Here is a 12363-nt window from a genome sequence, read left to right as displayed (position 1 = left end):
CACGCTGAACCTGGTGGATGTGTTGAGGTAGGGGGCCGGAGGACCTGGTCAACCGGATGCCGGTGCGCCCGCCGCATCACGCGGGTCAGGGTGAACCGCTGCGGTTCAACGGCACCCACGCCCAAAACCGGCCCGCCGAAGCAAGAACCGGAAACAGACCGGACAAGGAACCGGCACCGGCATGACCGGGCGGCGGGTTAGGTCCGCAGGCTCAGTTCAGCCAGAACGCGCTGCTTCTCGGGCATGGACGGGAGCCAGCCGATGAGGTGGAGGCGCGCGGTGTTGGCGTCGACGCCCGTGCTGTTCAGGCGCCGCAACAGGTGCGGAAGAATCAGCTGGAAGGAACGGACATTACCGTCGATATTGACTGTGCCGACGGCACGCTGGCGGGTGACCTCGAAAAGCTCGACGTCCCGGACATCCACCTTGCCCTCGGAACCGGACCCGCGGATGTCCAGTGCGGCCGGGACGCCGTCGGAGCGGGTCGCGCCGTCGTCGCCCTCCAGGATGGTGCGGATGAACTGGGCCACGGCTACCGGGTCGCCCAGGGCGTTGGACACCCAACGGCGGCCGAGCACGCTGTGCTCCATGTCAGTGAGGGTGCACTCGGGGTCGATCTCCTCCGGCCGGTAGGTCAGGGGGAGCTGGACGGTGCGCCCGTCCAGATCTGAGCCCACGAGCACCTCAATACCGACGACATCGTCCGGGTCCACCAGCCGGTAGGAACCGAAGAGGGTCACGATCCCCGCGTACCGGCCCGCGATATCCTCTTTCTTCGGGCTGAGTTCCGCATCGTAGATGAGTGCTTCGCCGCTCATGGTTATGCTCCTGCCTGAGGTGTCCGTGTTTGCCCCTAGAGTAGCCCGATTGAACCGGGAACGTGTCCGGGCCGAGGCAACTAGGCTGGTCGCCATGACCGACACTCCCGACCAGAACAGCCCCACCCCCGAGCAGCTGAAGGAAGAGCAGTTCCGCGCCGAGTTCCAGGTCGGCGGCGTCGACCGGGACATGCCCGCGGAAGACCAGCTGGAGCAGCTCTACTCCTACCTCGACGCGCACTACGAGACCCCCGATTTCACCCCGCCGTGGAAGGGCGGGGCGGGCGATCCGGACCCCGCGGACAACTACATCGCCCGCCTGCCGGACCGGATCACCCACACAGCGATGCTCATGCTCGGCTCCGGACTCGATCATTCGATGCCGGGCGTGGTGTGGGCGGAGGGCATCGAGATCGAGGAGGTCCCCGAGGTAGGCGGCCGGATGTTCACCCCCAGCGAGCCGACCGGCGCCTGGGCACTCAGCTTCCATTCCGGCGGGTGGTGGCGCGGTTCGGGCAACGCCCTGGAGATGTCGTGGCGTCCAGAGGTCGCCGCCGCCGCGCAGAGGTCCGGCACCATCATCCTGGACCTGGATTACCCGCTCGCGCCGCAGAACACCCTGGCCGAGATCAACGAACTGGTGCGGAAGGCCGCGGGAATCGCGCAGCACCACAACGCGACGTCGCTCACCGGCTGGGGTTACTCCTCCGGCGCCGCCCTCGCGGCGATGAACGCCCCGCTTTTCGACGCCCTCGTGCTCACCTTCCCCGACCTCGGCAGCGTCGCCGGCCTCCCCGAGGAGATCCGGGCCGGCCAGTCGGTGCCGGATCCCTCCACCTGGCCGCGGACGCTGGTGCAGGTGGCCTCGCAGGACGAGGTCGCGGGCCGACCCACCGGCGTCGAGGGGCACGAGGTCCGTGAGTATGTTTCCCGCCACCGGGTGTCCACCCCGGCGGTGGCGCGGCAGAAGATCTCCGACGTGGCGGAGTTCCTCCGCGTTCAGTCCTCGAGGTAGCGCATCCGCAGGTCCCGGCCGCGTTCCGCCATGCGGTCCCGGACCTCATCCCTCCGGTCCGGCCGCCGGGTGGAGCGGGGCGGGAGCTTGAGTTCGCGTTCCGCCTCCACCCCCGACTTGAGTTGGCGGGCGCGCTCGGTCTCCGCGTCGACGTGCACCCCGAGCACGAGCACCGCATTCGCCGCCCACAGGGCGAACATCAGCGCGACGAGGGTGCCGATCGCACCGTAGGGACTCAACGACGCGAAGAACCTCAGGTAGAGGTAGAAGAGCACGCTGACCAGCGCGAGCCCCATCAACGCGACGAGCGCGCCGACACTCAGCCACCGGAAGCGCACCTGCCGCACATTGGGGGTGGCGTAGTAGAGCACCGCGATGAGGACGACGACCAACGCCACGATCAGGGGCCATTTCAGCCACACCCACACCGGCAGGAAGCCGCCGAGCAGGTACTCGAGTACACCCGAGAGACCCAGAGGTTCGGCGAGCGGCCCCAGAGTGGCATTGACCACCGTCGCGTTGAGCATGACCGACACCAGCACCGCGACTATCCCGACCAGCAGGAAGAGGGTGGTGGCGAGCATGGCCGCGACCTTGGGGAGGAAACGCCGCCCCTCCGCCTGGCCGTAGACCAGGTTGGCGCAGCGCGAGAACGCCTGCACGTACGCCGAGGCGGACCATAGCGCGACGGCGGCGCCGACCGTCAGGCCGACGACGCCGCCGGCCGAGGAGTCGACGACCATGCCCACGACGTCGCCGACCGCCTCCCGGTATGCGGACGGGACGTAGGTGCCGATGAAGTCGGCCGACAGCTCCGAGACCAGCTCCGCGTTGTTCGCCAGCACCAGGGTGGCGATGGAGTAGACCGCCAGGCTCGTGGGGACGAAGGTCAACAGCGTGAAGAAGGTGAGCATGGCCGCCTTGTCCAGTCCTCCGCCCAGCCAGAATTCGCGGACCGCACGGCCGGCGACGAACCGCCAGCCGTGGTGTCTGAGCCGGGGGAGGGGCACCGGGCTAGAAGCTCGCCGCGTCGATGACGAAGCGGTAGCGGACGTCGGAGGCGATGGTGCGGTCGTAGGCCTCGTTGATGAGTTCGGCCGGAATGAGCTCGATTTCGGCGGTGACGCCGTGGGCGGCGCAGAAGTCGAGCATCTCCTGGGTCTCGCGGATCCCGCCGACCAGGGAGCCGGAGAGAGATCGGCGCTGCTGGGTGAACATGCGGGCCGGGGCCTGCAGCGGCTCGGCGGGCAGGCCGAGCTGGACGAGGGCCCCGTCGAAACGCAGCAGACCGAGGTAGGCGGCGGTGTCCAGATCCACGGAGACCGTGTTGAGGATGATGTCGAAGTGCCGGCGCAGATCCTCGGGCAGACCGTCTGCGGTGGAGACGTGGCGGACGGCGCCGAAGTTCAGGGCATCCTCCCGCTTGGCCGCGGAATGGGAGAAGACGGTGACCTCGGCTCCCATGGCGGCGGCGATCTTCACGCCGACATGGCCCAGGCCGCCCATGCCGATGATGCCCACCCGCTTGCCCGGGCCGGCGCCCCAGTGGTTGAGCGGGGAGTAGGTGGTGATGCCGGCGCACAGCAGCGGGGCGGCGGCCGCCGGATCCAGCCCCCCGGGGATGCGGACGACGAAGGACTCCCGCACCACGATGGCCTGCGAGTACCCGCCCTGGGTGAGCTCGTCGCCGTCGTAGCCGCCGTAGGTGGGGGTGGGTCCTTCGTCGCAGTAGGAGATCTCGCCCTGGAGGCACGCGTCGCAGGTGCCGCAGGAGTTGACGAAGCAGCCCACGCCGACCCGGTCGCCTTCACGGTAGGCGGTGACCGCCGGCCCGGTCTCCTCGACGATGCCGACGATCTCGTGCCCCGGGACCAGCGGGTAGCTGCGCTCGCCCCAGTCGCCGCGCATGGTGTGGATGTCGGAATGGCAGATACCGACGAATTCGATGCGGATGCGGACGTCGTCGTCGCGCAGTTCGCGGCGGGTGATGGTCACGGGTTCCAGCGGCTGCGCGAAGCCGGTGGTGCCCCAGGCACGGACGGTCAATTCAGTCATGGGGCCAGGCTAGTTGTTCCACCGGCAGGCCCGCATGTCGACGCGGCCTTCGCGGTGCCAGATCCCCTCCGCGTCCCAGTGCGCGGCGGCGCGGTCGGCCACGGCCGAGGTTCCGTCTGCGCGGACAACCCGCCACCAGCAGGTCAGGTGACCGTGGCGGGACATGATCCGGCCGACCTGCCGGGGGCCGGTGGCCGCGAGTGCGGCGATGTCCCCGTAGGAGGCGACCCGGCCCGCGGGGATCAGGTCCACCGTCCCGAGCACCCGGTCCGTCACATCGTCGAGTTCGATTTCCCCGCTCAGAGGGAGAAGCCCTCCAGCGGATCGGACTCGCGGATGTCCTCCTCGGCGGGCTCGTCGACCTCGCAGAGGGTGACGGTCGCGCCGGTGGAGTCGGCGATGATGCACATACGGCCGAACTCGGAGTCCCAGGGCTCGCGGATGATGTCGCCGCCAAGCTCGGGCACCTTCGCCACCGCGGCGTCGATGTCAAGGACGCCCAGGTAGGACTGCCAGAAGCTGGGGACCTGCGGCGGGAACACCCCCTCCGCCTTCCAGATGCCCGCGAAGGGGGCGCCCTCGACCATGGCGGTGGTGTAGGTGAAGTCCTCGCCGGCCTCCATGGCCACGAGCTCCCAGTCGAGCAGTCCGTGGTAGAAGTCGACGGCCCGCTCGAAGCCGGCGGTGGCGGTGAGTTCGTGCCACACCGGGGTGCCCGGTTCACCGGCCGCGATGAAGGCGTCCTCGCCGGCGGGTTCGATGAGGCCGAAGAGCGCACCGGCGGCGTCGACAAGCACGGCCATCCGGCCGAGATCGACCTCGGTCGGCCCGGCGAGCACACGGCCGCCCAGGCTCTTGACCTGCTCGACCTGCCCCTCGATGTCGTCGGCCAGGAAATAGGTGACCCAGGTGTCGGGGAACCCTCCCCCGCCCTCGGGCTGCGGGATGAAACCCGCGACAGGCAGGCCCTGGACCCGCGCGATGCGGTAGTCCTCCCCGGAAATCTCCCAACCGAGGAGCTCGGAGTAGAAACGGGCGGACTTCCGCACGTCGGAGGTGGTCAGGTCGATCCAGTACGGCATACCGCCGACGGCCTCGAAAGCTGGCATCTAGAGGTTTCTCCACTTCTCAGGGTCAAAATCATCGTCGGCGGTGGCCTCGTCGAAGTAGTCGTCCTCGTCCTCGGCCGCCGACGTCACACGCGCGCACGCGTCCGCGACGCACACGAGATCTCCGTGGCGCAGTGTCCGGCCCCGGCGGGTATCCACCTCACCGTTGACCGTCACCTGCCCCTCGGCGATGGCTTCCTTCGCCTCGCCGCCGGTGGCGACCAGGCTGGCGAGCTTGATGAACTGGCCGAGCTTGATCGACTCGTCACGGATCGCGACATCATGGGCGTGCATGGTGGCCAAGTCTAGCCGGGGCGGGCCGGACCCCGCGCACGGCCACGGGGATCACCCCAGGCTGGTCGCGCCCTCGAAGAGCATGTACAGCGCGAGCCCCACGAACACGAGGCCCGTGAGGACGTCGATGGCCCGCGCGTTACGCAGCAGACGCTCCGAGAGGCTGTGGACCGCGAAGGCCAGGATCATGAACCACGCGACACCCGTCGCCATGAGCACCGTCATGATGAGCAGGTTCCACTCCCAACCCGTCCCCGGCCGGATGAACTGCGCGAACACCGCACCGAAGAAGAGCAGCGCCTTCGGGTTCGACAGGTTGGTCGCCGTGCCGATGCGCCACGCGCGGGCCGGGGAGTAGACCTCCCCCTCGCTCCCCTCCCCGGCGGATCCCTCCCCGCCCAGCGGCTCCCCGTGCCCGGAAAAGCCGGAGCGCAGCGCCCCCGCCCCCATCCACAGCAGGTAGGCGCCGCCGGCCAACTGCAGCACGGCCAGCAGTTCCGGACGGGTGTTGACCAGCGCCGAGAGCCCGAGCATGGACGCGGAGATCCACACCGCGGTGCCGGTCATGATGCCCAGCCCTGTCCAGACGCCGGCGGCGCGCGAACGCACCCCGAGGCGGATGACCTGGGCGACATCGGGGCCAGGTGAAACGATCGCCGCCACCCACACGGTCAGCAGCGACAGGAAGAGAGAGGGGGTCACGCCCCGCAGTCTAGGCCCGTGAATTTAAAGCCCGGAATTCAGGCCTGGTCCCTCGGCATGATGTTCATGGTGTCGATGTTCACGTGCTTCGGCAGCGACGCCACCCAGCGGATCGCCTCCGCGATGTCCCCGGCGGTGAGATTGAGCTTGTCGGCATAGACGGCGTCGGCCTTCGAGGCGTCGCCCTTGAAGCGGACGAGGGAGAAATCCGTGGCCACGCGGCCCGGGTCGATCTCGGTGATGCGGATCGGGTTGCCGGCCTCCTCCATGCGGAAGGCGCGGGTCAGCGCGCGCAGGCCGAACTTCGCGGCGTTGTATCCGGAGCCGCCCGGGTAGGCGGTGAAGGCGGCCATGGAGCCGATGTTGATGATCAGCCCTTCGGCGGCGTCGATGAGCGGGAGCAGCGCGCGGGTGACCCGCACGACGCCGAGGACGTTGGTGTCGTACATGACCTGCCAGTCGCCGAGGTCCGCCTCGCGCAGGGTGTCCAGGCCGTGGGCTCCGCCGGCGTTGTTGACCAGCACGTCGACGCGGCCGAACGCCGCCACCTCGGCGGCGAAGGCGGCCACCGATTCGTCGGAGGTCACGTCCAGTTCCACCGCGGTGCCGCCGGTCCGCTCGGCAACCTCCGCGAGCTTCTCGACGCGGCGCCCCGCCACGACGACGTGGTACCCGTCGCCGGCGAGGGCCTCGGCTGCGGCGGCGCCGATGCCGGAACCGCCGCCGGTGATGACTGCAATCTTCTTGTCACTCATGACCGTCAGTGTAGATCGGTTCACATCGTGGTGCGGGTCACGCCGACAGAACCCGGGGGTATGCGAGGGCCCTGATGAGGGCGTTCAGATGCCGAACATCCGCGAGCATGCCGGCCGTGACCCGCAACCCCGTCCAGTTCCAGACGGTCAGCTGCGCCAAGATCGCCGAATCCATGTCGCGCTGACTGCGGTCGAGGTGGTGATCGCCGTCGTAATAGAGGAAACGTCGGCACGCAGTCGCCGCAAGGTCGAGAACGGTGAGCAGGGTCCGGCCGGGATCACGGGTGCCCGGCGCGCCGACGGACCCGTCCGTGTACACCGGCACCTGCGGGCACCACTCCAGGTGCGGGGCGGCCTCGCGGGCAACCAGGCGCATGACGGTCTCGGGCGGGGAGTCCGCGCCCGCATCCGACAGGGCAAGCAGGCGCGTGAGGGTGCGCTGGGCGATGAGGCCGTGGAGGGCCTCGGCGATGTGGTCGGCGGTGAGGCCGAACTCGCGGCGGAACCGGTCGATGAGCTGCACCCCGCGGATCGTGGCGGGGTGCGGGGGCAGCCCGGCCGGTGTCGACCAGGCGTGCTCAGAGTCGAGCACCGCGCGGAGGCAGTGCGCGAGAGTGAGCATCGGCGGGGTGGTGCGCAGCGTCCGCTCGCCCAGGCGAAGGGTCCAGGTCGGCAGATCGGCCGCTTCACGACGCACCGACGGCACCGTGACGTCATCCGTGATCCGGCGGTTGAACGGGCCGAGCAATGCTGTATCGGCCGAGTCCGCGAAATCGGTGATCCCCAGCAGGGCGGCGGCACTGAACTGGGCGGCGACGGCCCGGGGACGTTCGATAAGGTGCGCGACAACGCGGGTGCAGGCGTCGGCGTCGTAGCGCAGCCGCCGCGGATGGTACCTGGCGGTGTACACGGCCAGGCCTGGCGGACGCAGTACGTTCCGCGGGACCACGTGGTGGCGGGAGACCCTGTGATAATGCTGCAGGAGCTCGGTCATGACGACCGGTTCCTCGGGTGCGACGTTGAGATACGCCGCGGAGCGCAGCCGAACCTCGTGCAACGGTGTGGGCAGAGTCGTGATGCGGGCGTCGAGCGAGGCCCCGTCCCGGATGTGGACCCGTCCCGATCCCGCCGCGACGATCTCGTCGACGCGCGTTCCCCGGTAGCGCATGTCTCCCCCCTGTGAAGGCGCTGGTGTTGTTGTCCCTCTATTCGACTGCGCGCGGGGTCAGAAGGTTCCCTGATGGGGTCGCGTGTGCTCGATCAGTGATCCCCGTGGTGGTCCGATTGCAAAATCTCACCTGAACACCGTTCACATTCGTGCATCGGCCCTGTTCGCCGAATGTAGGTATGTACGATTTTGCACAGCTCCCCGGTGGGGTGGGCTGCCAAGTGGTCGACCTGCCGGATCGTGATGTTCAACCGCCCCTCCGTCACCCCGCACCCGGCGGGCGCCGTGCCCGGGTGGATCCGGGGCACCCCGTGATAGGCCCGGCGGGCGGGTCCGCCGAAGACGAGCAGGTCGCCCGACATGAGCAGGACGTCGTCCCAGGGCTTGGACCGGCCCTCCGTGCCGCCCATCCGGAACAGCGCCTCGTCGCCGATGGACAGGGAAACCACCGGCGCGGGCGATTCCTCCATCGCGTCGACGTGCAGTCCCATCGACGCCCCCGGCGGGTAGTAGTTCACCAGGGCGACGTCTGCGCGGTAGGCGGCGGCCCAGGGGACGAGATCCGGGCTGATCCGGACGGCGTCGAGTAGCGCGCGGCGGGCGAGTTCCCGCCACTCCGCGGGAACATCGGGCGCCTCGACCCCGCCGGCGCCGCGGGGGACGTAACGGAAGGGCTGCGAGAGGTAGGCCTGGCCGAGCGCCATCAGGTACGCGCTGGTCATGCCGTCCCCGTGCCCGACCGGCACACGCCGCATGGCCGCGGGGGTGCCCGCCGCCGCACGCGCGATGCCGCGGGCCAGCCCGACCATCTCCGCCTGCTGCTCCAGGGTCAGGAAGCCGGGCAGGTGAGCCACCCCGGCGCGGACCTCGCGGGGCGGGCGGGGCAGGGGGGCGTCGAAAAGCATGGACAACGGGTGCCTCCTGACACAATGGGACCCATGAGCTTCAACCCGGAAACCTACTCCACCCCGGTTCGCCTCCGCATGGGCACGTGGTGCGTCCCGGTGGACGGACTCCATGCCTGACCTCTTCGATCTGGGGCGCATCGGCGCAGGGCTGCCGGTCGCGGACACCATCGACCGGCTCCCCAGCCTGCTCGCCGGGCACCGGACCCTGGTGGTGCAGGCTCCGCCGGGCACCGGCAAGACGACGCTGGTTCCTCCGGCGCTGCACAACCATACCGGCGGGAAGGTGCTGGTCACCGCGCCACGACGGGTGGCCGTCCGGGCCGCGGCCCGGCGTCTGGCCCACCTCGACGGCTCGCAGCTCGGCGAGCGCGTCGGCTTCACCGTGCGTGGCGAGCACCACCCGGGCAGCCTGGTGGAGTTCATGACGCCCGGCGTGCTGCTGCGCCGCCTCATGTCCGACCCGGAGCTCCCGGGTGTCGCGGCGGTGGCCGTGGACGAGGTCCATGAACGGCAGCTGGACACCGACCTGGTGCTGGGCATGCTCCTGGAGCTGGTGCAGCTGCGCGAGGACCTGACAGTGGCGGCCATGTCGGCGACCCTCGACGTCGAGAAGTTCTCCTCCCTCATGGACGCCCCCGTCCTGGACACGCCGGCGGTGACGCACCCGCTGACCATCCGGTACGCGCCGCATCCGGGGCGGGCGGGCGGCACGCGGGAGTTCCTCGACCACCTCGCGGCGCAGGCCGTCGGCCACGACGATTCGGTGCTGGTGTTCGTGCCGGGCGTGCGCGAGGTCGAGCATGTCCTGTCCCGGATTCCGGGCGCACTGCCCCTGCACGGTTCGCTGAGCGCGGCGGAGCAGGACGCGGCGCTGACGCCGACTGACCGCCCCCGGGTGATCGTGGCGACCTCCATCGCCGAGTCCTCCCTCACCGTCCCCGGCGTGCGCGTGGTGGTCGACTCGGGGCTCTCGCGTGTGCCCCGCCGCGACGCCACCCGCGACATGACCGGCCTGGTCACCGTCTCGGCGGCGCAGTCGACGGTGGACCAGCGTGCAGGCCGCGCCGGGCGCGAGGGTCCGGGCACCGTCATCCGCGCCTACACGCAGGCGGACTACCAGCAGTTCCGTCCGCACATCACCCCGGAGATCGCCACCAGCGACCTCACGCAGGCGGCGCTGACCCTCGCCGTGTGGGGCACGCCCCGCGGCGTCGGACTCCCGCTCGCCGACGCCCCTCCCTCCCCCGCCCTCGACGCCGCCGAGACGGTGCTGCGCGGGATCGGTGCGGTATCGGACTCCGGCGAGGCGACCGAGCTCGGCCGCCAGCTCGCGGCGATGCCCGTCGATCCCCGCCTGGGGCGCGCCCTGGTGGAGTGCGGCCCGGCGGCGGCCGGGGTCGTCGCCGTGCTGGCGGACTCTCCGCGCGGTGACATCGCCCGGTCCACGGCTCCGAAGCGGGAGGTGGCGCGCCTGCGCCGCCTGGTACGGGGCGGGACCGGGGAATCCGATCCGGGCGTGGTCACGGCGCTGGCCTTCCCCTCCCGGGTGGCCCGGCGGATCGGCGACGAGTACCTGCTCGCCGGCGGCACCCGCGCCGTCCTGCCCGGCGACCTGGGCCTGACGGGAGCGGAGTGGCTCGCCGTCGCCGAGGTGACCCGCAGCGGCGGCACGTCGCGCGAAGGCCGGGCGGGCGCGACGATCCGGGCGGCCGCCCGGTTGACGGAGGAGCAGGCCCGCGAGGCCGTCGGCGACACCTCGGAGATCCTGGCCACCGTGGCGGGCGGGCGGGTCCGCGGCCGCCGGGTCGTGCGCATCGGGGCCATCGAGCTCAGCTCCACCCCGGTGCAGGTCCCGCCTGCGGAGGCCGCGGCGGCCCTCGCCGCCACAGTCGCCCGCGAGGGGCTGGGCATGTTCCGCTTCTCCGAGGCCGCCCAGAACCTCCGCGACCGCCTCTCCTACCTGCACCAGCAGGTGGGTGCCCCGTGGCCGGACGTCGAGTCCGCCGATCCGATGCTGTGGCTCGGCCCCGAGCTGGACAGGATCGCCCGGGGCACGCCGATCGGCCGGGTGGACATGCACCCGGCGTTGCAGCGGCTGCTCCCCTGGCCCGAGGCGTCCCGCCTGGACGAGCTCGCCCCCGAACGTCTGAAGGTGCCCAGCGGTAACCGGCACCGCGTGGACTACTCCACCGGCCGGCCCGTGGTCAGTGTGAAGCTGCAGGAGTGTTTCGGTCTGGCCTCCTCACCGGAGCTGGCGGGCATGCCGGTGCTCTTCCACCTGCTCTCCCCCGCAGGCCGCCCCCTGGCGGTGACCGACGACCTGGCCAGCTTCTGGTCCGGCCCCTATGCCCAGGTCCGGGCGGAGATGCGCGGCCGCTACCCCAGGCACCCGTGGCCGGAGGACCCGTGGACGGCACCGGCGACAGCGCGGACCAAGAGGCGGTCCTAGCTGTCCGCCGGGTGCTCCACGAGCCGGAAGTTGGCGGGCATGTCGTCGGAGTCGAAGGCCGCCGCGGCGGTGGCCAGGGTGGGCAGCGACTCCGCGGAGGCGAGCACCTCCAGGTCCTCGTTGCCGTAGACCTTGGCCAGGAAGAACTCCCCGGCGAGGAAGTCGAGGGCCGCGTTCCCGTCTCCGGCGATGTTGTCCGGGGCGGGGACCTGCAGGGGATTGATGACGGTTGTGGTACTCATGGACCCGACAATAAAGATCTCAACTGGAAATTTCCTGCCAGGTGAGCAGAGAACTCATGACAATCACCACCGATAACAGTGCGAACCGCACCAGCTTCGCCCCGCCGCCCAGGACGGTCCGGGCACCGAGCTGGGCGCCGAGGATGTTCGCCACGGCGAGGACGAGCCCCAGCTGCCACCACACGTGCCCTCCCCACGCGAACACCAGCAGCGCGCCGAGGTTGGTGGAGGCGTTCACCACCTTCGCCATGGCGGCCGACCTGAGGAAATCCTGCGACAGGAGCGCGGTGAACGCCATGATGAGGAACATGCCGGTGCCGGGGCCGAAGATGCCGTCGTAGAAGGCGATCACCCCGACCGCGAGCAGCACGAGCCAGCGCCGCCACCGGCCGACCTCCCCTCCACCGGCGGCCGGAGCGGTGCCGAAGGAGGGCCGCAGCGCCACGAAGGTGCCCACCGCCAGCAGGAGGACGATGATGACGGGGCGCATGACGGCGGCGTCGATGAGAGAGGCCGACAGGGCGCCGGCGCCGGAACAGGCCAGCGCGAGCACCACGTGCCAGGGCGTGATGCGGGGCCGGACCCGGCGGACCAACGTCCACGCCGCCGAAGCCGTGCCGGAGAGGCCCACCAGCTTGTTGGTGCCCAGTGCGGTCGCCGGGGCGAGCCCGGGCACGACCGCCAGCAGCAGCGGGATGAGGACCAGCCCACCGCCGCCGATGACGGCGTCGACCCAGCCGGCTGCGGCGGCGCCGGCGATGAGCACCGCCCACAGTTCAGGTTCCACACGACAATTATCCACCCCTGACGGGGGAAACGTAGTACGGACCCGCCGGGCGAGTATCGTG

The 12363-nt window shown here is 70.5% G+C and carries 14 protein-coding genes; 2 read left to right on the top strand and 12 right to left on the bottom strand.

Annotation, left to right across the window (positions count from 1 at the left end; translation table 11 throughout):
* Positions 1 to 197 precede the first annotated feature (197 nt).
* Positions 198 to 818, bottom strand: coding sequence for a CG0192 family protein (locus tag B840_RS00730; RefSeq protein WP_042620537.1), 621 nt, complete (start codon positions 816 to 818; stop codon positions 198 to 200).
* Positions 819 to 912: 94 nt separating this feature from the next.
* Between B840_RS00730 and B840_RS00725 the strand changes: the two genes are divergently transcribed.
* Positions 913 to 1833, top strand: a complete 921-nt coding sequence (locus B840_RS00725) for an alpha/beta hydrolase family protein (protein WP_042620536.1) — start codon at positions 913 to 915, stop codon at positions 1831 to 1833.
* On the opposite strand, the gene B840_RS00720 is transcribed toward B840_RS00725, so the two are convergent.
* The 9 genes from B840_RS00720 to B840_RS00680 form a co-directional block, all read right to left on the bottom strand.
* A complete protein-coding gene (locus tag B840_RS00720) occupies positions 1818 to 2843 on the bottom strand; it encodes a YihY/virulence factor BrkB family protein (RefSeq protein ID WP_042620535.1) in 1026 nt (341 codons plus the stop codon). The genes B840_RS00725 and B840_RS00720 overlap by 16 nt on opposite strands.
* Positions 2844 to 2847: 4 nt before the next feature.
* On the bottom strand, positions 2848 to 3888 hold the full coding sequence (locus B840_RS00715; protein ID WP_042620534.1) for an NAD(P)-dependent alcohol dehydrogenase: 1041 nt from the start codon (positions 3886 to 3888) through the stop codon (positions 2848 to 2850).
* A gap of 9 nt (positions 3889 to 3897) precedes the next feature.
* Positions 3898 to 4191, bottom strand: a complete 294-nt coding sequence (locus B840_RS00710; RefSeq protein ID WP_156971925.1) for an MGMT family protein — start codon at positions 4189 to 4191, stop codon at positions 3898 to 3900.
* Complete coding sequence (locus B840_RS00705) at positions 4188 to 4997, bottom strand: VOC family protein (RefSeq protein ID WP_042620533.1); 810 nt, start codon at positions 4995 to 4997, stop codon at positions 4188 to 4190. Before B840_RS00705 ends, B840_RS00710 begins: the two co-directional genes overlap by 4 nt.
* Positions 4998 to 5291, bottom strand: a complete 294-nt coding sequence (locus B840_RS00700; protein ID WP_042622401.1) for an RNA-binding S4 domain-containing protein — start codon at positions 5289 to 5291, stop codon at positions 4998 to 5000. It abuts the gene before it with no gap.
* Between the two features lie 51 nt (positions 5292 to 5342).
* Entirely contained in the window at positions 5343 to 5993 is a 651-nt protein-coding gene (locus B840_RS00695; RefSeq protein ID WP_042620532.1) for a LysE family translocator, read from the bottom strand.
* A gap of 38 nt (positions 5994 to 6031) precedes the next feature.
* Positions 6032 to 6748 carry an SDR family NAD(P)-dependent oxidoreductase gene (locus tag B840_RS00690; RefSeq protein ID WP_052491031.1) on the bottom strand — a complete coding sequence of 239 codons (717 nt, stop codon included), beginning with the start codon at positions 6746 to 6748 and terminating at the stop codon, positions 6032 to 6034.
* Between the two features lie 37 nt (positions 6749 to 6785).
* Positions 6786 to 7916, bottom strand: coding sequence for a hypothetical protein (locus B840_RS00685; protein ID WP_042620530.1), 1131 nt, complete (start codon positions 7914 to 7916; stop codon positions 6786 to 6788).
* Positions 7917 to 8008: 92 nt separating this feature from the next.
* On the bottom strand, positions 8009 to 8821 hold the full coding sequence (locus B840_RS00680) for an alpha-ketoglutarate-dependent dioxygenase AlkB (protein WP_084602688.1): 813 nt from the start codon (positions 8819 to 8821) through the stop codon (positions 8009 to 8011).
* 112 nt (positions 8822 to 8933) lie between these two features.
* Between B840_RS00680 and hrpB the strand changes: the two genes are divergently transcribed.
* A complete protein-coding gene (hrpB, locus tag B840_RS00675; protein ID WP_042620529.1) occupies positions 8934 to 11273 on the top strand; it encodes an ATP-dependent helicase HrpB in 2340 nt (779 codons plus the stop codon).
* On the opposite strand, the gene B840_RS00670 is transcribed toward hrpB, so the two are convergent.
* Together B840_RS00670 and B840_RS00665 are read right to left on the bottom strand one after the other, a co-directional pair.
* Complete coding sequence (locus B840_RS00670; RefSeq protein WP_042620528.1) at positions 11270 to 11515, bottom strand: hypothetical protein; 246 nt, start codon at positions 11513 to 11515, stop codon at positions 11270 to 11272. The genes hrpB and B840_RS00670 overlap by 4 nt on opposite strands.
* Before the next feature lie 19 nt (positions 11516 to 11534).
* On the bottom strand, positions 11535 to 12302 hold the full coding sequence (locus tag B840_RS00665; RefSeq protein WP_042620527.1) for a TSUP family transporter: 768 nt from the start codon (positions 12300 to 12302) through the stop codon (positions 11535 to 11537).
* Positions 12303 to 12363: the final 61 nt, after the last annotated feature.

The organism is Corynebacterium marinum DSM 44953 (assembly GCF_000835165.1).
Lineage (GTDB): Bacteria > Actinomycetota > Actinomycetes > Mycobacteriales > Mycobacteriaceae > Corynebacterium > Corynebacterium marinum.
The sequence above is the reverse complement of the archived record's forward strand: the minus strand, read 5'-3'. Positions and strand labels throughout refer to the sequence as shown.

Coding starts and splice junctions, on each gene's coding strand:
- B840_RS00670 (WP_042620528.1), bottom strand. CDS start 11,515: ATGAGTACCACAACCGTCATCAATCCCCTGCAGGTCCCCGCCCCGGAC.
- B840_RS00685 (WP_042620530.1), bottom strand. CDS start 7,916: ATGCGCTACCGGGGAACGCGCGTCGACGAGATCGTCGCGGCGGGATCG.
- B840_RS00705 (WP_042620533.1), bottom strand. CDS start 4,997: ATGCCAGCTTTCGAGGCCGTCGGCGGTATGCCGTACTGGATCGACCTG.
- B840_RS00680 (WP_084602688.1), bottom strand. CDS start 8,821: ATGCTTTTCGACGCCCCCCTGCCCCGCCCGCCCCGCGAGGTCCGCGCC.
- B840_RS00700 (WP_042622401.1), bottom strand. CDS start 5,291: ATGCACGCCCATGATGTCGCGATCCGTGACGAGTCGATCAAGCTCGGC.
- B840_RS00690 (WP_052491031.1), bottom strand. CDS start 6,748: ATGAGTGACAAGAAGATTGCAGTCATCACCGGCGGCGGTTCCGGCATC.
- B840_RS00730 (WP_042620537.1), bottom strand. CDS start 818: ATGAGCGGCGAAGCACTCATCTACGATGCGGAACTCAGCCCGAAGAAA.
- B840_RS00725 (WP_042620536.1), top strand. CDS start 913: ATGACCGACACTCCCGACCAGAACAGCCCCACCCCCGAGCAGCTGAAG.
- B840_RS00715 (WP_042620534.1), bottom strand. CDS start 3,888: ATGACTGAATTGACCGTCCGTGCCTGGGGCACCACCGGCTTCGCGCAG.
- hrpB (WP_042620529.1), top strand. CDS start 8,934: ATGCCTGACCTCTTCGATCTGGGGCGCATCGGCGCAGGGCTGCCGGTC.